This window comes from Paenibacillus sp. FSL R5-0470 (assembly GCF_037975205.1).
GTDB lineage: Bacteria > Bacillota > Bacilli > Paenibacillales > Paenibacillaceae > Paenibacillus_AQ.
Window position 1 is genome coordinate 2,299,698 of sequence record NZ_CP150238.1, and the last position, 19,508, is coordinate 2,319,205.

15 protein-coding genes, 2 tRNA genes and 1 pseudogene are annotated in these 19,508 nt (G+C 42.8%); 13 read left to right on the forward strand and 5 right to left on the reverse strand.

Annotated features, from left to right (window positions below; all coding sequences use genetic code 11):
* Positions 1 to 121 precede the first annotated feature (121 nt).
* The gene (locus MKY99_RS09770) at positions 122 to 6,067 is read right to left on the reverse strand and encodes an S-layer homology domain-containing protein (protein WP_339270186.1); all 5,946 of its coding nucleotides are present in this window, start codon (positions 6,065 to 6,067) and stop codon (positions 122 to 124) included.
* Between the two features lie 387 nt (positions 6,068 to 6,454).
* Positions 6,455 to 6,541 (reverse strand) — tRNA-OTHER (locus MKY99_RS09775).
* A 520-nt stretch (positions 6,542 to 7,061) separates the two neighbouring features.
* On the opposite strand from MKY99_RS09775, the gene MKY99_RS09780 reads away from it, so the two are divergent.
* From MKY99_RS09780 to MKY99_RS09795, 4 genes are all read left to right on the forward strand, one after another.
* Positions 7,062 to 7,325: a DUF2834 domain-containing protein gene (locus MKY99_RS09780; protein ID WP_339271579.1), complete on the forward strand. Its 264-nt coding sequence runs from the start codon at positions 7,062 to 7,064 to the stop codon at positions 7,323 to 7,325.
* Between the two features lie 22 nt (positions 7,326 to 7,347).
* Positions 7,348 to 7,476 (forward strand): hypothetical protein, encoded by a 129-nt coding sequence (locus tag MKY99_RS09785; RefSeq protein WP_339270188.1) that lies wholly within the window; start codon positions 7,348 to 7,350, stop codon positions 7,474 to 7,476.
* On the forward strand, positions 7,440 to 7,700 hold the full coding sequence (locus MKY99_RS09790) for a hypothetical protein (protein ID WP_076283210.1): 261 nt from the start codon (positions 7,440 to 7,442) through the stop codon (positions 7,698 to 7,700). The genes MKY99_RS09785 and MKY99_RS09790 overlap by 37 nt, the downstream gene beginning before the upstream one ends.
* A gap of 441 nt (positions 7,701 to 8,141) precedes the next feature.
* The gene (locus MKY99_RS09795; RefSeq protein ID WP_339270190.1) at positions 8,142 to 9,479 is read left to right on the forward strand and encodes a stalk domain-containing protein; all 1,338 of its coding nucleotides are present in this window, start codon (positions 8,142 to 8,144) and stop codon (positions 9,477 to 9,479) included.
* 151 nt (positions 9,480 to 9,630) lie between these two features.
* Here MKY99_RS09795 and MKY99_RS09800 read toward each other — a convergent pair whose 3' ends face one another.
* A complete protein-coding gene (locus MKY99_RS09800) occupies positions 9,631 to 10,047 on the reverse strand; it encodes a hypothetical protein (RefSeq protein ID WP_339270192.1) in 417 nt (138 codons plus the stop codon).
* Positions 10,048 to 10,252: 205 nt separating this feature from the next.
* On the opposite strand from MKY99_RS09800, the pseudogene MKY99_RS09805 reads away from it, so the two are divergent.
* From MKY99_RS09805 to MKY99_RS09825, 5 genes and pseudogenes are all read left to right on the forward strand, one after another.
* Positions 10,253 to 10,540, forward strand: a pseudogene (locus MKY99_RS09805) (WYL domain-containing protein); the annotation flags it as partial.
* 73 nt (positions 10,541 to 10,613) lie between these two features.
* Positions 10,614 to 11,018, forward strand: coding sequence for a VOC family protein (locus MKY99_RS09810; RefSeq protein ID WP_339270194.1), 405 nt, complete (start codon positions 10,614 to 10,616; stop codon positions 11,016 to 11,018).
* 50 nt (positions 11,019 to 11,068) lie between these two features.
* A complete protein-coding gene (locus MKY99_RS09815) occupies positions 11,069 to 11,362 on the forward strand; it encodes a hypothetical protein (protein WP_339270195.1) in 294 nt (97 codons plus the stop codon).
* A gap of 321 nt (positions 11,363 to 11,683) precedes the next feature.
* On the forward strand, positions 11,684 to 12,640 hold the full coding sequence (locus MKY99_RS09820) for a zinc-binding alcohol dehydrogenase family protein (protein WP_339270197.1): 957 nt from the start codon (positions 11,684 to 11,686) through the stop codon (positions 12,638 to 12,640).
* A 6-nt stretch (positions 12,641 to 12,646) separates the two neighbouring features.
* Positions 12,647 to 13,081, forward strand: coding sequence for a MarR family transcriptional regulator (locus MKY99_RS09825; protein WP_339270199.1), 435 nt, complete (start codon positions 12,647 to 12,649; stop codon positions 13,079 to 13,081).
* A gap of 698 nt (positions 13,082 to 13,779) precedes the next feature.
* Here the strand turns inward: MKY99_RS09825 and MKY99_RS09830 are convergent.
* A complete protein-coding gene (locus tag MKY99_RS09830; protein WP_339270201.1) occupies positions 13,780 to 15,495 on the reverse strand; it encodes an ABC transporter ATP-binding protein in 1,716 nt (571 codons plus the stop codon).
* A 268-nt stretch (positions 15,496 to 15,763) separates the two neighbouring features.
* On the opposite strand from MKY99_RS09830, the gene MKY99_RS09835 reads away from it, so the two are divergent.
* On the forward strand, positions 15,764 to 16,987 hold the full coding sequence (locus tag MKY99_RS09835; RefSeq protein WP_076283203.1) for an MFS transporter: 1,224 nt from the start codon (positions 15,764 to 15,766) through the stop codon (positions 16,985 to 16,987).
* An 86-nt stretch (positions 16,988 to 17,073) separates the two neighbouring features.
* On the opposite strand, the gene MKY99_RS09840 is transcribed toward MKY99_RS09835, so the two are convergent.
* On the reverse strand, positions 17,074 to 17,835 hold the full coding sequence (locus MKY99_RS09840; RefSeq protein ID WP_339270203.1) for a methyltransferase domain-containing protein: 762 nt from the start codon (positions 17,833 to 17,835) through the stop codon (positions 17,074 to 17,076).
* A 269-nt stretch (positions 17,836 to 18,104) separates the two neighbouring features.
* On the opposite strand from MKY99_RS09840, the gene MKY99_RS09845 reads away from it, so the two are divergent.
* The 3 genes from MKY99_RS09845 to MKY99_RS09855 all read left to right on the forward strand — a co-directional run bounded on the left by MKY99_RS09845 (position 18,105) and on the right by MKY99_RS09855 (position 19,410).
* Positions 18,105 to 18,188 (forward strand) — tRNA-Leu (locus MKY99_RS09845).
* 338 nt (positions 18,189 to 18,526) lie between these two features.
* The gene (locus MKY99_RS09850; protein ID WP_339270205.1) at positions 18,527 to 18,856 is read left to right on the forward strand and encodes a PadR family transcriptional regulator; all 330 of its coding nucleotides are present in this window, start codon (positions 18,527 to 18,529) and stop codon (positions 18,854 to 18,856) included.
* Positions 18,853 to 19,410, forward strand: coding sequence for a DUF2812 domain-containing protein (locus MKY99_RS09855; protein WP_339270207.1), 558 nt, complete (start codon positions 18,853 to 18,855; stop codon positions 19,408 to 19,410). Before MKY99_RS09850 ends, MKY99_RS09855 begins: the two co-directional genes overlap by 4 nt.
* The last annotated feature ends 98 nt before the right edge of the window (positions 19,411 to 19,508 follow it).

Here is a 19,508-nt window from a genome sequence, read left to right on the forward strand (position 1 = left end):
GAGAGACCCCGTATATACGTTAGCGTCAAGTACTAGCAAACGAAAACAAGCACACCTTCACAATTAAGATTAGGTGTGCTTGTCATAGCTTGTATTAGTCTATTCTGTTAGTCATTGCAATTTACTTTGTCATAATATTGTAGAGTGTCTGAGCAAATTCCGCTCTGGTTGCTTTATCTACTGGTAAGAGGTTACCGTTTAATCCAGATATAACTCCATTATTCACAAAGTATGTCATGGCAGCAGTTGCATAAGCAGATACTGTATCACTATCTTTAAAGTCTTTCAGTTCATTTGGAGTAGTTCCGGTCGGCAATGCATTAATGCTCTTAAGCGTATTATATGTCAATACAAACATTTCCTGTCGTGTAACTTCTTTTTCAGGTGCAAACATGTTATTGCCCGCACCATCTGTTATACCCAACCGCTTTGCCGCTGCTAGATACCCAGTATAGTACGTGTTTCCAGCGTCACCGAAGTTGTTTTCAGAGTTTTGATCTGGATTGATACCAAAAGCTTTCATTATCATTACCAGAGATTGTGCGCGGGAAACTTTTGTTTCAGGACCAAAGTTCCCATTACCTAATCCATTGGTTATGTCTCTTGCTGCTAAATAGCTTACGGCATCATTGTACCAAGCGTTGGCTGCAACATCGGTAAATTCAATATTGTTGTACCCTACAGCATATTGCGAGAAATGAGGTACACTGAATGTTAGTGTTTGGGTTGTCACATCATACACACCATTTTTCACCACATTAAGTTGGCCAGCAGTATTGATATGGTAAGCTACAACTGCAATTGGCTTCTCATCGGACTTAAGTGCATAAGGTATTGTTACTGTTATGTTTCCACTAAACTCCGATATCGTCTTGTCACCGCTAGTAATATCGAAATTCACAACGGGTCTATCTCCAACTTTGTGCTGATAATCAGCATCTAATGTTGATGGTTCCATCTTCGTAGCAGTAATGGTAACAGTTCCTGTTGCTTGATCGGAGATGCTTGATATCGCATTTCGACCAAATGTCATTGTTCCGATTGGCGTAGATATTGTTAAGGTAACCGCCGTATTAGATGTGAATTTCATCAAGGATTCATTTGATAATGTAACTTTGACTGCTTTAGCATTTGATGGAGCGTCCACATCCAGTTTAATTGCTACTTCAGTATTTACACCTTGATCAGCAGCTTTTGATACAGCTGTTGTGATAGCATCATCAATCAGTTTGCCAGGTACTGTAGTAACTGCTATTCCATTTTCATCTGTAGTTTTCACAGAAGTTACAGTTGTTACCTTGCCTTGAGAAACAGTTGTCTCATAAACGGGAACGGGCTTTGTTGTAACTTCACCACCACCTGATGGAGGTTGGACAACTGGAGGTGAAACCACTTGTTTCTTTAATACGGTAACTCCGATACTTACTTTCAATGAAATACTATTGGTATTTACCAAGTCAGAAGGCAATATTACTTCGCCATTTACTGTAAACGTTTGTTCTGTCTTGACTGAAGGATCGTAATCAGCAGAATTCACATCCCAAGCTACAACTGCATTCATTTTTCCGTTATTAGTTACTAATACAACGGTAGCAGGTAGCTTAAGATCAGCGATTGTCTTTAGAGTTCCGTTAGGCAATCCGGTTATCGCTGTCGGTGCTTGAATGCTTACAAGCTCTATTCCAGGAATCTTCTCAAATTCAGCAGTAATTATTACATCTTGAGCTGGCATTGTAAATGTATCTTCGAGTATCACATTGCCATTTACTTTCAGAGAACTTGTTTTTAGTTGATATCCAGCATCAGGTGTTACTGTCAATTTTACAGTTTGACTTGGTTTTGCTGTCGATAGATCTGATGTTACTGAACCATTAGTCATAACACCAACTGTAATCGTGTAAGGTTCATCTGTATCTTTTACTACTCTAATCGTTTTATCAGCAAACTTCGTCGAATCAACTTCAGATGTTGCTCTAATTGTAAGCTGATCTGCTGTTTCATTTTCGTTAACCATCAGCAATCCGTTGAAAATTTTAGTATCGACATTTTCAGCACCATAAACAGCCCATGTAACGGATGTTGATGCGTCATTTTTTACTGCCACATTAGCAGTGAATTGCTGAATCTTACCAGCCTCAACGAAGTCAACTTGGTCAGGGATTGTAACACTGATTACTTTTGGAAGTAGTTCATTTACTACTAACACTTGTGCTATTCCTGATTTTGTTGTATCAAACGTTGAAGTTGCTTTAACTGTCAGTACACCACCAATTTCTTCGTCAGCAGCAACACGGAGTACCCCGTCACTGATGGTAGTATATTGACTTGAGTTACCGTACACATCCCAAATAACGGTATCACCAGCATTACCTGCGACTTTAGCTTTAAATGTTAGTGTAGTTCCGATCTTTCCATCCACATCGTTAGGGGTTATGGTTACAGAATCAACTACGTGGTCTCCACCCTCTACCAAACGACTTACCACATTATCAAGATCAAACCTTAACTTTTCAAGTTCAGTCTTTGTTACAGCTATTGTAGAAGATTCTACTCCACTGATAATACCTTTAGTTTTTTCTAAAACATCACTAAAGAGTTTAAAGCTATCAGCTGTATATTGATCTTCAGTGTATGTTTTTTCATATTCGTTACAGACTTCTTTAAGTCTTTGAATATTTCCAATACTACGAAGTGCTAAGGCCGATTCTTCTAATGCAGCTCTATATCCTTCTGCGTCACTCGCTGTAACTGCTGTTGATAGTGCTGCTTTAATAGCGTTTAAAGCTATTGAGAATGGCCCCCATGTAGCGGGAACATAATTGGCTTCATGCAAATTACTATAACGATTGACTAAATCCTTCAAAGAAGCTTGGTCAACATAAAGCTCATTAGTAGGATCATAAGTATATTCTAGTCGTCCTGAGTTAGGTTTCCCATATTGTTTCAGTTCATAATACAGCGTGCCACCATCTTTGGACAACGGAACTCTTGCCTGCCTAATGAAATCTTGGCCTTCTTCTACTTGCTGTGAATGTAAAATAGGTGATTGTGAATCAGCAGTTTCATAAATCTTCATAGAAGTCCCAACATCTAATCCTTCTAAGGTAAACACACCGTACTTACTACGTGTTTGGTTACCCATTAAAGAATGCTCCAGCTTAATTGATGTTGGTAGCTTAATTTCCGTTCCAACTTCAGGCGCATATTCAATACTAGAACGTAAGCTCACCACTCCATTTACATTAGTTGTGTAATACAATCTGCCGCCTTCAGGAATTAATGTTAAATTCTCAAAAGAAGCCACTCCACGATTAAGCTGCTTGTATTTATTGTTTGGTTGTGTAGCTTTTACCTCTGCAATTGGTTGGTCAGACTTCAGGCTGTCATAGATTTTCACGATACCTGTATCATCTGCAACCGTTCCCCCTGATCCGATAGGCATTGCAACATTGTCTAAAACTACAGAATCAGTTGCTCCAACATTATTTTTCACTGTTACATTGCGGTCTAGCAAGGCTGTGGAATGAGGGACATAAGGATTCTCATACAATTCAAATTCATAGATACGAATTGCATGCCAAGGACAGTTATCACTTTTTGTAACGTGAAGCCTAATATAACGTGCTGTAATAGGAGTATCAAGTACACGGTCGGTAACGTCTTGACGGTTTCCGATTACCTCATCGACTTTTGTGTAATTTAATTTTATAACTCTCTGCTTACTAGTAGGGTCATTAGGATCTAAAATAGGTTGTCTATCATCTTTCGCATACTGTAAATCAAACGTGTCGGTATTAAAATCTACGCCCTCACCTGCACCGGCAACGTTAGCATGCTTAACAACCCAACGGCTAATATCCATATCTTTGCCCAAGTCGAAGTAAGCAGATGCAATTGTTTTACCTGAAGCCCATTTACTGTTTGGAATAACACCATCGTTAATTTTGTCAACCTTGCCCCCAGGGTCAAAAGAGCCATCATCAACGACCGGGACGTTCAACGCAATATTAGTACCTTCTACTTGCGCTACTTCGAAACCACCCGTAACAGCTGGCCAGTTGAAATTGAATGTTTTTACCCCGCCAACTGTTCCATTAGCGCTGTATGATGTAATTTCGAAAGTAGTCTGTGCTTCTTCATTGTCTCTTACAAATCTACCTAAATAAAAAGCATCACTTGGTGTTGCGCCAATGAATTCTTTTGTCCCATCAGCGTATACGCGATGGATGGTGTATAGTGACGCATTGGCAGATTTATCCCAATATATTCTTGCTTCTGCTGTTGTATCATTTACATATATTGAATCATCAAGTGTAATTGCAGATGTTGCTGCAGGAGCAGCTTCATTTGTTGTAAATGCAAGTCTTCCGATATTTATAGAATAGTCCTTAACATCCTCATTTGCATTTATTTTCAATGATATCGCAATTGCTTTTTTATCGTGTTTTGATAGGTCGATAGTAGAGGTTGTCCAACCATTCTTCTCTGTACCAGCTGGAACAGGGTAGAATTCGAAATTACTATCGTCATAAGTATCGCCAAAGCATAAACCAACATACACATCGACATCTGAAGCAGGTGTTTTATATGTGATGCTTATCTTACTATTATCAGTGATCTCTAACTGTGAGCTGTATAGCTTTATGTGATTTGCTTGATTTGCGTCTAGATTACCTGATAACTTTAACGATGATCCTCCCCACCAAGCATCTTCATAATCAAAATTAGGAGCTAGCTTAGAACCTTTACTATCAACAATCCAACGCCAAGTTGGTGTTATATCCGTTAGTGAACGGTTATACCAACCCTTTTCCTTACCAGTAACAATACCGTCTTCATAGAATTTCTTACCGTTACCAACTGTGAAATTTGTTGCAAATTCATTTCCTATAATTGGTGTTTGGTCTGCAACAAGATTTGAAAATCCAGGAAAAACACCGAGAGTACGTGTTTTATCTCTAGGATCGAATGCTGGACCTGTCCACAAACGTAGGTCTTCATGGTTCATAAAATCATCGATACTCTTAGAGCTAATGAGTGTTGCGTTAGGCCCTAGAATACCGAGAGATGTTTTTAATTTCCCATCGGGACCAATTAGATTAGTAACATCAGCACCTTTGTCGGTATAAGGGAAGTTCTCCCATGTCGCATGGATATCAAAAGGGCTTCTACCAGCGTCTACGACTGACTTAATTGAAGCATTAATATTTCTCCAGCTCATGTCAAGCCACCAGTCGTTATTTAAGCGTGTATCCCCATCTTGCATCCAATTTTTAACGTCAGATTCACCTAATTGACCTTTCCCGTTATACCAAGCCATAGTAAAGTTATCTGGCTTCTTCTCCTGAATATATGCGAGCATCTCTTTAAGTTTTGCCATGCTCTCTGGACTTGAACTTGATTCTTGATTAATGGTAAAACCATCAAATCCATAATACTGAGCAATTTCAACTAATTTATCGGCAGCAACAAAATTACCTTTAGCGTCCTGTTCCACCAACTGATCAATAAACTTACCACCATATGCACTGTCACCCCAAGGGATGAAAATAGTTCCAGTTGCCTTTACACCGTTTCTATGTGCAGAGTCTATATGCTCTGGTGTCGGTATAGCAATTGGCCCCTCAGCTGACGAGCCTCCCCAATAATTGTTGATATCAACGTATTGGAAATTTGTCATTGCATATGTGTAAGCGCCATCGCCACCCTGTGACGGTGATTGGCTTGCACGTGCACTTGTACCACTAAGAGGGATTATTCTTGCATCGCGTGATGCATTAGGATTGACGGATGGTCCCATCCACCTTTTTGCCAGAGGAACAGCACTCCGATTATATCGGGCATCGGGGTCATTATCAGGAGTCCAATTTTTCAATTCGTCGATTTGGAATGCTGCCCCATAAGGCTGCAATGTTTCATTATGCAAATAGTACTCATTTGATATCGGCAATGGTTCAGGCCAATACCCCAAGGCAGCTTGTACTGGTTGCCCTGTAATCAAAACAGTAGAAAGAGTGGAGCCAACAAGAACACAGCTCAACGCTTTCTTAATAAGAGGTTTTTTCATCTGATTATCTCCTACTTTGTGTATTTTTTGAAGATTTCGTGCTGCTATTTACTCCTATTAGGAGTTGAGAGACACTATTTAATTCTTCATCCTATACGCTAATCAAAGCAAATGACTAGACTTCGTGGGACGTATTCATATCCCAACATCTTACCTAGTACCGCCTTCTGAGTGTTTGTATCAACCCCTTTATGAGATATTATCTAGTGGGCTTCGAGTGCAATAAACCTTAGAATATCTGTACATAAGCAAATCATTCGGTCTCTGAACCAAACTAGTAAGCTATGGTGAAGGGCGAGAGGTTCGAATCCTCAAGCGGCTCTTCACAGCCACAGATGCGTTCCAAGCAAGTACTCTAGCCCACTCTGTCACCTTACCTTATTAAGTTGGGTAAAGGAGAGATTCGAACTCTCGGTGATACTGCCGTACCACAAGGGATTCCCCTCTGCAATCAACCACTCTGCCACTTCACCCATAATGGAGGACAAAACAAGATTTGAACTCGCGAGAGCAACTGAAGGCACTAAACCATTGCACATACATCTTGCCCATCACGCCAAATGAAAGCGGTTTCAAAAATTCATTAGTTACATTCTAGCAAATACGTGGATTTTAAGACTACTGTACAAACAATAGAAAGTAGTCAAAAAACTATAGGGTTGACCAAAGTTTTCAATAGTTCTTTCGCTTATACGTCTCTAAGTCAGTTGCGCTGGTTGCCAGAGTAATGGCCCTAAAACTTGCCGTTACAGACAGTACGGTGAACCGTACCATAAGTAGGGGCAAGTTTTTTTGGAAAATCGCGCTGAGGGCTTGGAACGGAGCCTTGAAGGATATGGGTTGAAGAGCGGTCACGCGCAGCAGCGAAGATGGAGCAAACGGACTTTTGCGAGCTTTTTGGAGTTGCAAATTACAAAATAATGGAGGGTTATAAATGAAGTACTTTTACGGAGTATTATCTTTTTTGGGACTCGTCTTGCCCTAATCGCAATTCATCCCTTGGGTCGTGCGCAACGGCCTCGATTTGTCTCTCCTATTTGAAGCCATAACCAGTACGCGTATCGGAGCTTTTGCATGGATGGATGTTTTAGTTACCGCGATCGTGCTTATGGGATTTGTTCTATTAGAAGGCACCAGAAAGAAAATGAAATATTTATGGCTGCCGATTGCAGGTACGCTACTGGTAGGTCCTTCACTGGGTCTTCCCTTGTTTTTGTTTCTTCGACAATTACACTTGGAGAAAAACATTCTAAAATAGCATCAAAGGTGGGAACGGAAACATGGTTAAACGAATCAGTTTAAAATGTTCGGCATTTCTTGAACGTCATACTTCCATCGACGCAGCAAAGAATGTAATCTCGGATGCAGAGGCATGGATCGTAGACTTCAAAACGTTCTCCAACACATGATCACCTTTCAATTCATTATTGAAACAGATAGCGTGGGGCGTTTGCTTGCTCAGATTGAGGCATCTCCCCTTACTCTTTTTTCAGAGTCATCAACAGAATTAAAGCTGCGTTTAGAAGATTGGGAAACGAAACGTCCGACAATAGAACTTAATGGTTCTTTAGTAGTGTACATCGTAAACGATGGGCCTGATGTTGAAGTTGACGTACCAGCGGTACCAGGCTAAAGGCTTCCTGCAAATGAATTGAAGGGTTGTCTACTATAATCTGTTTTAGTATGAAAGCTTGCCGGTACAGACTGAGTGGAGAACCTTATCATAAGTAGGGCGAATTATTATGCTTTTGAGTATGAATCTTCGCACAATCTCCGTTGTCGGCTTCGGTAAATGACTACTAAATTAATTTGTCATGTGACAATACTGATGACAGCGGTCACTATTAAATACAATTAGTTCCATTATAATAGATCTAGCTAGTGGTGCTAAGTGGTATACCCGGATTGTTCGCGACAGATGAAGGTAAGGCATATGCGGCAGTGAGCTTTGCTGGAGGAACGGGACTTGAAGGTGATCCCTATCAGATTGCAACCGCCGAACAATTGAATGCTGTTCGTAATTATTTAGGTGCTGGTATCTACTTCGAATTGACTAAATATGGGGGAAAGCAAAGTGATAAAAATAAAAAGACTGCAATTATCTATTGTACTTGTGCTTGTAATGACGTTGTTTGTGGTCCCTGTTGCTCAGGCGGCTCCGGTCGGCCAAGTGGCCGAGATTTCTATTATCGTTAATGATAGCGTAATCCCGAGTGACGTCGAACCCGTTGTCCATAAAGGAACCGCGCTTATGCCTTTGAGGGTCCTTGAAGACTCGCTCGGCGTGTCTCTTAACTGGAACAGTTCTACACAAACAATAGCGGTTTTTAAAGGAGATGCATCGGGTACGCTGATTATAGGCGACCCGACCGCCAGCATTAAAGTCGGTGATGTAGAGGAGAAGGTCACGCTCGATCAACCTGCTAAGATCATTCAGAACCGGGTTATGGTACCGGTACGTTTTATTGCCGAATTATTCGGTGCAAAAGTAGTATGGAATTCCACCATGAAAACCATCACCATCAGTACTCAGCCATCGGTTGACCAAGAATCGCAGAATTCTAAAGGCAATGGAGTCAAGGGTGATAAAGGCGATACCGGAGCGACTGGGCCAGCGGGAGCACAAGGCCCAGCAGGACCGGCGGGATCACAAGGAGATCCAGGGTCAGCGGGAGCACAAGGCCCAGCAGGACCGGCGGGATCACAAGGAGGTCCAGGGTCAGCGGGAGCACAAGGCCCATCAGGACCGGCGGGACCACAAGGAGATCCGGGGCCAGCGGGAGCACAAGGCCCAGCAGGACCGGCGGGACCACAAGGAGATCCAGGGCCAGCGGGAGCACAAGGCCCAGCAGGACCGGCGGGACCACAAGGAGATTCAGGGCCAGCGGGAGCACAAGGCCCAGCAGGACCGGCGGGACCACAAGGAGATCCAGGGCCAGCGGGGACTTCTTTTACCTCGGAAGGATTTTCTGTTACGGGTACGACATACTCAATCGCTAGTAGCACGCTATTTACGAATTGGAGTGAGGCGTCCCCTTATTACGCAAGCCCTGCATTTAATCCTGCTACAGGGATATTTACGGCACCAGCCACTGGCAAGTATGCTATACATGCAACTGTTAACTATAAGACTAACGTTCCAGTTAGTATAAGCTTAGGAAGTGGCATTGATCCATTTTTTACCGTAAAGAAGAATGGCAGCACTGATTTAATAAAAGGTTATATGCCTATCTTGGACGTCAATATAGCGTTAATTTTAACTATAAGGACCATACTAAGTAGTGCGACGGTGACGCTATCCGGTGATGTAGAGCTGCAAGCAGGTGAGGAAGTTGGATTATATTACGAAGCTGACGGTCTAACCCTTGGTTTCAGTACGGATATAGTATGGTCGATTCATCGGCTATCCTAATACAAGGTTGCATGAGGTGAAGTTGAACCTTTGGTAATAGAAACACATCTTAACAGATATAGAGTCGGGCCATTCTCTTTGGGAGAATGTCTGGCTCTATTTTTGAATAGGACTCTTTAACGAGGATAGTTAAGCAACTGTCTACAACAAATTATTGATCTTTAGGGGTGACTGGTTCAGAGTAGAACTGTTGATATCGTTCCAACAATTTTTTACCATTCTTCTTGACATAGTCTCGTTGCTTTCTAACATTATATCCTTTATAGGAACCATAGAAAATTCCTGAAGATGTGTGTAGATTTACAGCGTTTGATGCCACGCGGTTTGTAGGTTCTGTATTAATTTCTACACTGTCATAAAAGCGACTTCTTTTTGCATCTACAACAGTTGCATTCCAACCTTGCTTGTTTTTAATATTAGCAATCCGTATCCTAGCAACTATTGCTACAACCACTTCTTGCTCATTGTTCTCATCAGTTACAAATGCGTCGATAATATGTTTATTACTAGCTAGGTCAAGAACTTGTGTAACATCAAGTGTTTTTATTTCATTTGATCCGTTCGCCATATAAAACAACCCAACCTTTCATATTCAGATATAAATTGTATCGGAAATATATGGTTAGCTTATTACATCAAATGACGAAGGTAAGCCTGTGATTCAATTTCGGGGCTTTCTCTGACAAAGGAAAAGCCCCTTCCGCTTGTCAATCAGCTTCGTTATCCCTCGTTTGTTTCAAATGAAGAAACAGGCGTAATCGCGATTCGAGCTTCCTGTGCATTTTGACTTAAGAGAGTATACCCCTCCGGATGATCGCCACTTGCGAGTTCATCTTCGATGTAATCATGTTCTCGCAGATAAGGTGAAGGAATCCAACTATCATTACATTGAAGAAATGAAAGAGCATCAAGCTGGATTAGATGTGGTTTTACGCGTACGCCAACTGGATGAATTACTGCAATGGGTGCTCGGCTGGGGAGCGGGTGTAATCGTATTGGAGCCTGAATCATTCCGGAATAAGATTCGTGAGGAAGCCCGAAAAATTTCAGAACGCTACTGACATAACGCTGTCAGTAGCGTTGTTTTATTATCGGGTATGTAAACATAAAGGAGTATAGAAAGGATGGTATTTTGTGAATTTTGCTTCTGTACGCATCATTACCGACGATGTGAATCGTCTCGTCGAGTTCTATGAAAAAGTTCTGGGTGTTTCGGCGGTGCACCCCGCGCCTGTTTTTGCCGAACTCGTTATGCCAGCATGTACCCTGGCAATCGGCCACTCCCAAACGGCGCAGATATTCGGCGCTGGTTCCGTAGTGGCAGCGAGCAATCACACTGTCATCATCGAGTTCCGCGTCGACGATGTCGAAGCCGAATATGCACGCTTGAAGCCAATTGTCTATGATTGGGTAAAAGAACCGACCACGATGCCGTGGGGAAACCGTTCTATGCTGTTCCGTGATCCCGACGGCAACCTTGTAAACCTCTTCGAGCCGGTGACCGAGGAAGCGATTAAACGGTTTAGTGGCAGGCATTGATTAACTGATCTTCATGAGGGTCATGTCGAGGTCGTAGCTAATTAATAGGTTTGTCATGTGGTCCTGATAGTAGTCAAAATATAACTAATTTTGCGTACCTCTCACGGCATAGAACACATCGGAGACAGACTTGCTCTGCTGCCGCAGCACCTGCTCCAGCCATTGACGGTCAACCTGTTGTGTACGAGATTGTCTTCCATGATTTTGCCTCCATAATCAGTTCAACAGGGAACGACTGGACGGCCGCGGTGTGCAGCTTCAGATCTTTGCCGATTTTCAAGCGCGGTCTTGGACACGAGGAAAGAGATGCGAAGAAGGCCAGCAGCGTTACGGCGATGAGCTAATGGTTGAGCTTATCGTAAACGCCTTTTAAGGTCATACCATAAGAATGGCCTTAAAATTTGCCGTTACAGACAGCGCGGTGAACAGTATCATAAGTAACGGCAAGTTATTGCTTAATTAGTCTGGATGCAGAAAGACCGACCTGCCTTGCATATGGATAGTCCAGCTGAAAGACCGTGTCCAATTGGCGACGGTGAAGCACGAATTTAGCTAACCCTTTGACCTCAGTATATTCATCAAGGAATGGTTCGAAATAAAATGTGCATTGTGCACATAATTTGTGCGATGCACATAATTTCGAATGAGAGCTGGGTGTAATAACTATGAAGGCAGCAATAGTGAAGAAGAAGGGGACCATTCCCGTAATGGGTCATTTTGATTCCCCTGTTGCGACAGGTGGGCAAGTTATAATTAACGTTTCGGCAACAGCCTTGAGTCGAGTTAGCAAGTTCCGTTCAATGGGTAAGCACTACTCATCAGAAGTTAATTTTCCAATTGAAGCTGGTATTGACGGTGTTGGAACTTTGGAAGATGGGTCTCGAGTTTACTTTGCACTGCCAACGGCACCGTATGGTAGTTTGGCTGAGCAAACCGTTGTCAACGAGAAGCTAGTTGTCCGTTTACCAGATGGTATTGATGATCTCACTGCTGCCGCTATTGCCAACCCAGCTATGTCGTCATGGGCTGCATTGGTATTTCGGGCTGGCTTCAAATCCGGCCAAACGGTTTTGATTAACGGCGCCACTGGGGCATCCGGTAGCTTAGCAGTTCAGATTGCTAAGGGCCTTGGGGCCAAGAAAATCATTGTAACGGGACGCAATGAATCGAAGCTACATTCACTTGGAGCCGATGAGGCCATTGCATTTAATATGACAGCTGACTACGGACAAAAAATGTTTGAAAACGGCCTAATGCCAGTTATTGCTGAAGGTGTTGATGTTATATTGGATTACCTTTGGGGTGATAGCGCATTTGCCATCATGGCAGCTCTTTCTAAGAATAATACGGATCGTGTAACCCGCTTTGTAAGCATTGGAACTTCATCTGGACAAGAAAACATAAATTTACCTTCATCTATTTTACGCTCATCAACAATTGAACTGGTAGGTAGTGGAGATAAGAGTGTTTCTAATGCTGATATGTTATCCGCTGTTCAAGGTGTTTTTGAGATGGCCGCCGAGGGGAAGATAAAGATTGACACAACAGAGTTTGCTCTAGAAAATATCGAAGAGGCTTGGAATGCTCCGCTTACACCACGTCCAGTAGTAAAGGTGCGATAAAAAGAAATGGAGAATGAAATTTTTAAAGCGCTAATTGATTTAGTTTCCATTATCAATCGGCCAGACCGTGATAAGAAAATGATTGCTGATGCTGGTGTAAATTTGGAGGCAGCAGCCTTTCGCGTCTTTGTTGGTATCGAGCATCTCCAACTGACTAGTGTTGGTGATTTGGCTGCTATGATGGGGAAAAACTATTCGAATGTTAGTCGGCAAATCGATAAGGTAGAGACCGCCGGGTTGGTTTATACTTATCCATCAAGTTCAGACTCTCGAATTCGTGTGTCTGAATTGACAAAATACGGGGAGGAAATCAATACAATGATTAACCTCGCCCGTGAGCGCAATATGCATGAAGCTTTAGCTGATTGGACTTGGGATGAAAAAAACGCATTATTAAATAATTTAAATCGTTTATTCGAATCGTTGCAAAAGTTCGACTGAGTACTGTTGTTGCAACTTTTTCTCTCCATGTTCGAATGCGACTCTTGTGTTGTGTTGTTTAATCATCCAAACTCATAAGTTCAATAGACGTTTCTCTACGACCAAGAAAGGAGCTGCCACGGCAGCTCCTTTCGCATTTTTCGCCGTTAGCCCTGTTACGGTGAACCGTATCACAAGTAGAGGCAAGTTTTTTGAAGAAAAACTCACAGGAGCCTGTGTTTACAGCAAGCCTAGTGGCCGTATCTGTCTAGTACAAAGAGACGATTGCCTGTACGGTTACGTCTCGGAGTTGGGAAGGGAAGAGGCTAGCTGGGGGCAGCGTAATGAAGTCTTGTTGGGTTTTGAAGATTCGTATATTCAGCTCTCCTGAAACTAAAAAAAGCTCATTCTACATCCGGGTGAACTTTTTTATAGAGTGTATAATAATTATTGGGACACAGATACTTCACTCATTAGAGCATGTACATTTTGGTCGTGGTCATGAAAGAACGTCAATGTAGAAGCAGCGATGTTAAAAATGATAGTAGGTACCTAGGTCACAGGACCCGACTCATGTCGTGTGCAGCCTCTCATGCTGGAAATAGATGAGAAGCACGAAAAAACAAGCCTAGTCGCCAATAACGTGGAGACTAGGCTTGTTATTCTTGAAAATCTCAGTAGCTGAATCAATTATTTTACAGAAGCTCCAGATAACGTCCCTAAGCGTTATATTGTGCCTGATGCAGCCGGCTGTATATGCCACCTGCTTGGACTAACTCTTCATGGCGGCCTTGCTCGGCGATGCCTTCTTCGTTCACGACCATGATCCGGTCGGCATTCTTTATCGTCGTCAATCGGTGGGCGATGACGAGTGTGGTTCTACCCACGGACAGATCCGCCAGCGATTGCTGAATCGCTGCTTCCGTTTCTGTATCCAGTGCGGAAGTAGCTTCATCCAGAATCAGGATCGGCGGATTCTTCAGGAACATGCGGGCGATCGCTAGGCGCTGCTTCTGTCCACCGGACAGCTTCACACCGCGCTCTCCGATCACCGTATCCATGCCATCAGGCAGATTCTGAATGAGATCTTCCAGATGGGCACGCCGAGCAGCTTCCCAGATTTCAGGCAGCTTCGCATCCAGCTTTCCGTAGGCGATATTCTCACGAATCGTACCGGAGAATAGGAACACATCCTGCTGTACGATCCCGATCTGCTTACGTAACGACTCCAGCTTCATGTCACGGATATCGATGCCATCTATGGTGATAGCCCCGCCTGTGACATCATAGAAACGAGGGAGCAGACTGCAAATAGTTGTTTTGCCTGCGCCAGAAGGTCCAACAAAGGCAATCGTTTCGCCAGCCTTAACTTTTAGGCTGATATTTTGTAGAACCGGACGGTCCTCGTCGTATCCGAAAAAGACATTCTGGAAGGTAATATCACCGTGTAAAGTACTTACCTCTACGGCATCCGGCTTATCGCTGATATCTGGCTCCGTATCAATAATTTCTAGATAACGTTTAAAGCCGGCAATTCCTTTTGGATAACTCTCGATAACGGCATTGATCTTCTCGATCGGACGGAAAAAGATATTGGACAACAGAATAAATGCCACAAATTCACCGATTTGAAGTTCGCCATTGATGAAGAACCAAGCGCCGCTGATCATCACAAGGATCGTAATGAGGCGGGTCATCATATAGCTGACAGATAAGCTTTTGGCCATGATTTTATAAGCGAGAAGCTTAGTTTTACGGAACATTTGATTATCTACTGCGAATAGCTCTTGTTCATGCTGCTCATTGGCAAAAGATTGAACAACCCGGATACCACCGACATTATCTTCGATACGGGCATTGAAACTACCTACATTTCCAAAGAGCTGGCGATAGGTGGAAGTCATGTTGCGTCCGAAGTAGATGATCACCCAAGCCATAATTGGAACGATAATAAAAGTAATAATGGCCAGCTTCAGATTAATATCAGCCATAAGGAGGAAAGCACCGACAAGTGTCATGATGGCGATAAATATATCCTCAGGACCGTGATGCGCCACCTCGCCGATATCATTTAAATCGTTGGTGATTCGCCCGATGAGGTGACCTGTTTTATTATTATCGAAGAATCGGAAGGACAGTTTCTGGATGTGATCGAACATTTTTTTACGCATATCGGTCTCGATATTGATGCCAAGCATATGCCCCCAGTATGTAACGATATACTGCATAACTGTATTCAAGGCGTAAATAGCTAGGAGCGCGACACACGCAATAAGAATTAGCGGCCAATCTTGACCCGGGAGCAAATCATCAATAAATTTATTGACAGCTACCGGAAAAGCTAGTTCTAGCAGACCTGCAAAAACAGCGCAGGAGAAGTCCAATATAAATAGTTTTTTATACGGACGATAGTAGGAAAAAAACCTTCGAAGCATTCTGTTCACTCTTTTCTATAAGAATATGTAGGAGATCGAATGAAATTGATTCTCAATTGTCTTGATTATATGGATACTAAAGATGTCATTCGATTTTGTCAATAATAGGGTTTTAAAATTACTTAAGGCTTGTAACTTTTATAATAATAGTGGATGATAGGTCTTAATGCCATGTAATAAACATTTTTATATTTCTGGCGTAATCGCTCACCGTCCTTACAGGAATGTCAAAGGCGTTTATGCTTGTTGCAATTTAGGAGGATACATGATGAAAGCATCGCAACGAGAAGGAAACATTCAGAATAGAGGTTTAACGGATACCAAATATGATCGCTGGCTGCTAGTGTTGGGGATTGTGTTTATCGCAGCGGCACTTAGAGCGCCTTTCACATCCGTCGGTCCACTGGTACAAATGATTCAGGATGATCTAGGCTTATCGAACACTTTAGCAGGAGCTATTACTACTCTACCATTGTTGGCTTTTGCCATTTTGTCCCCGTTTGCTCCAAAGCTAGCTCGCCGTTTCGGCTTGGCTAATGTGTTATTAATTGCTATGGTTATGCTTGCTATGGGGATTCTAATCCGGTCGGGATCTGGAACGGGACTGTTGTTTACAGGTACGGCGATACTCGGGCTTTCTATTGCAGTATGTAATGTATTGCTTCCGGGTCTGATTAAAGGGAAGTTTCCTCACAAAATTGGGTTAATGACAGGTGTCTACACCGTCTCAATGAATTTATGTGCAGCCGTCGCTTCAGGTATTAGTGTACCGCTAGCTAGTCATGCTGGATTTGGCTGGAGAGGGACTTTGGCGATTTGGTTTATGATCGCTGCGCTAGCAACCCTGTTCTGGATTCCGCAAATGCGCAAGCTCGATCAAGGGACTGGGGCCAAGGGGTCGATCTCTAGTGGAAATATGTGGCGTTCTTCACTTGCTTGGAAGGTAACGATTTTTATGGGCTTACAGTCGTTGCTCTATTATGTCTTCATAGCTTGGTTCTCTGTTCTCCTTGGTGAGCGAGGGATGTCATCAAGCCATGCAGGTTGGTTACTATCACTAATGCAAATGGCCCAGCTGCCGTTTACTTTCTTCGTGCCGTTGTGGGCAGGTCGGATGAAGAACCAACGTATTCTAGTAATCATCACGGCTATTTTGTATTTCATCGGAATCGGTGGCATTTGGTTGGGAAGCAGTGCTTTAATGGCTGTCTGGGCGATCTGTTTTGGGATTGCCGGAGGATTTGCCTTCGGACTTGTGATGATGTTCTTCAGTCTACGGACCAGAAGCACTCAAGAAGCAGCGGAACTGTCGGGAATGGCCCAATCCGTAGGTTACGTGCTTGCAGCAATGGGCCCGGCATTATTCGGATGGCTTCATGATGTAACGAATAGCTGGACGATGCCGCTTGTTTTATTGCTGGGTGCAAGCGTATTGCTGCTGGTTGTCGGACTTGGTGCTGGTAGCGATCGATATGTGGGAGATAGAAGATAGATGGTCATAAAAAGAGTGTATTGGTGCGGACACGCGCCAGTACACTCTTTTTTTTGTTTCATAGGAAGAAGCCACGCCCTTCATTGTTAGATGCGTTTGTAAGCGACGACCCGAATTCTTCGATAATCCATCACCCAGCGGCCATCCTGAAATAATGTCGGTCTAAGTTTCTGTTCCATATAAGAGAGGATTTCTTCTCGTTCAGATGGTGTTAGGACACTTAAGATTCCATTAGCAAAAGTGTTCAGCCAGGACTGGAACCCTTGCTCTCCAGCCTCTAGTGGGGTTGGACGGTCGAAACAAAGGGCGAGGTCAACAGTCAGTCCATGTTGTTCTAGTAGTGTTGTATATTGTCCGATGCTAGGGAAATACCAAGGTAATTGAAGCTTATCACTACACCCTATAGCGGTAAAAGCATTTGGAAGCTCAGTGACGATAGAAGCGATATTGCCCAGCCCACCGAACTCGGCTACAAAACGCCCGCCTGTTCGTAGGCTAGCTGTGATAGAAGCAGCTGCTCCGTTCGCGTCGGTCAACCAGTGTAGAGCAGCGTTGCTGAACACGGCATCGACTGGCTGTTCCGCGACATAGTTTTGCCCATCTGCTAAGATGAAGTTTAGCTGGGGATGCTTGTCACGGGCAGACTGAATCATTTCGGCTGAAGCATCAATACCTGTTACAGTGGCACCACTAGCAGCGATGGCTGCTGCCAAATCACCAGTTCCGCAGCCCCAATCAACAATCTGTTCGCCAGGCTGGGGGCGAAGAAGCTCAATCAATGACTCTCCAAACTGAGACACAAAGGCCATATCAGTATCATAGGTTCCGGTGTTCCACTGCTGGTTCATACGTATTCGTCCTTTCTGGTTTGGAATTACACTTATATTTCCGACGTAGCACATTCTTTTAATTATGTTGTATCATACCAGCCTCTTATAAGTGAAATATATAAACTGAATAACTGTGATTGGTTATGCCTATGGGTATTTGAATATGATATCGCTTTTATCGCTGTTGTTAGATTTATCTGTACATCGATTTAAAAATATGTTGCTATTTATCCGAAAAAAGAGTATATTCTTATGTACAGTGATTATTTCATTGGTGTACATAATGTGCGGTCGTGGCGGAATTGGCAGACGCGCACGGTTCAGGTCCGTGTGGTAGCAATATCGTGGAGGTTCGAGTCCTCTCGACCGCATCATCAAATAGGCTTATACAATTGCTCTTGGGCAGTTGTATAAGCCTATTTTTTATGTCTGAAGAAAGTAATGGTGGTCCAATTCTAGTGGCTTCTAAGTCCGATACACCCCATGCGTAGTGGAAGGAATAGATTTAATTAGATGGGGTAGATCCAAGTTGAGGAAATTGCGATCATGAACCGTCTATATCCATGTGCTATAGGCTTTTTTTCGTGGTTATGATCGGTTGCGTTTACTAAAAATAGGTATTTTTGTATTGACAATTATATCGGCTTCCGTAATAATATTATTACGTTAACCGATATATCGCTAACAGTAATAGAATGGAGATGGAATCATGCCTGAAAGCTCAGAAAGAGGAGCCTTAACGGAAGCTGTATTTTACATTTTATTGTCTTTATACACCGCAATGCACGGTTACGCGATTATGCAGAATGTGAAGGATTTAAGTCATGGTCGAGTTGATCTTGGAGCGGGCACTTTATATGGAGCTATCAACACCTTGCTTGAGAAAAAATGGATAAGAGCTATAGAAGGGGAAGAAGGCTCCCGAAGAAAGGAATACGAAATTACTGAATTAGGGAAGACAGTGATTCAGGGGGAGCTTATCCGGTTGGAAGAACTGATTGCCAATGGGAAGAGAATAGCTGGAGGTGAGTCCAAATGAAACATGTGATTCGCAAGCTGTTTTGGGATTTTGAGAAGGAAGAACAGTGGCTTAATGAAATGTCTACCAAAGGGTTAGCCCTTTCAAGCTACTCCTGGTGTAAATATGTGTTTACTGACTCGCCTAAGAATGAGTATACGTATAGAATTGAGCTTTTAGATAATGTGCCTACTCATCCGGAAAGCATGGCATACCTCAAGTTTTTAGAAGAAAATGGAGTAGAGTGTGTTAGCAGCTATGTTCGCTGGATTTATCTTAGAAAGAAGTCATCCGAAGGTGCGTTTGATATTTACACAGATCTGGAATCCAAAATAAAACACTTTAAGCGAATCAACACACTATGGAATTCTGTCATGTGGTTAGAGTTCATTGTTGGTTTAGCCAACATTCTCATTGGGCTAACGAATTATTTCACTTCATCCAACAGCATTAGTTTGGTAAATGTTATTCTAGGCGGGCTTTTAATTCTTTTAGGACTTGTTTTTTTTAGAGCTGGCGCACCTATCCGTAAGAAAATTAAAAAGCTTCAGCAAGAGAATTTAATAAGAGAATAGTCCTTATTCTTGTGATATGTATAAACAGCAGTTTTCCTGATTACTCGGGACTTGTTGTTTATTTTTTTGTCTATGACGATAACGCGCAATCTCATTGC

What these genes read in the sequence shown, in the direction of transcription:
- MKY99_RS09770 (WP_339270186.1), bottom strand. Translation starts at nt 6,067, where the DNA reads ATGAAAAAACCTCTTATTAAGAAAGCGTTGAGCTGTGTTCTTGTTGGC.
- MKY99_RS09785 (WP_339270188.1), top strand. Translation starts at nt 7,348, where the DNA reads ATGGTTAAACGAATCAGTTTAAAATGTTCGGCATTTCTTGAACGTCAT.
- MKY99_RS09790 (WP_076283210.1), top strand. Translation starts at nt 7,440, where the DNA reads ATGGATCGTAGACTTCAAAACGTTCTCCAACACATGATCACCTTTCAA.
- MKY99_RS09800 (WP_339270192.1), bottom strand. Translation starts at nt 10,047, where the DNA reads ATGGCGAACGGATCAAATGAAATAAAAACACTTGATGTTACACAAGTT.
- MKY99_RS09820 (WP_339270197.1), top strand. Translation starts at nt 11,684, where the DNA reads ATGAAGGCAGCAATAGTGAAGAAGAAGGGGACCATTCCCGTAATGGGT.
- MKY99_RS09825 (WP_339270199.1), top strand. Translation starts at nt 12,647, where the DNA reads ATGGAGAATGAAATTTTTAAAGCGCTAATTGATTTAGTTTCCATTATC.
- MKY99_RS09830 (WP_339270201.1), bottom strand. Translation starts at nt 15,495, where the DNA reads ATGCTTCGAAGGTTTTTTTCCTACTATCGTCCGTATAAAAAACTATTT.
- MKY99_RS09835 (WP_076283203.1), top strand. Translation starts at nt 15,764, where the DNA reads ATGAAAGCATCGCAACGAGAAGGAAACATTCAGAATAGAGGTTTAACG.
- MKY99_RS09840 (WP_339270203.1), bottom strand. Translation starts at nt 17,835, where the DNA reads ATGAACCAGCAGTGGAACACCGGAACCTATGATACTGATATGGCCTTT.
- MKY99_RS09850 (WP_339270205.1), top strand. Translation starts at nt 18,527, where the DNA reads ATGCCTGAAAGCTCAGAAAGAGGAGCCTTAACGGAAGCTGTATTTTAC.
- MKY99_RS09855 (WP_339270207.1), top strand. Translation starts at nt 18,853, where the DNA reads ATGAAACATGTGATTCGCAAGCTGTTTTGGGATTTTGAGAAGGAAGAA.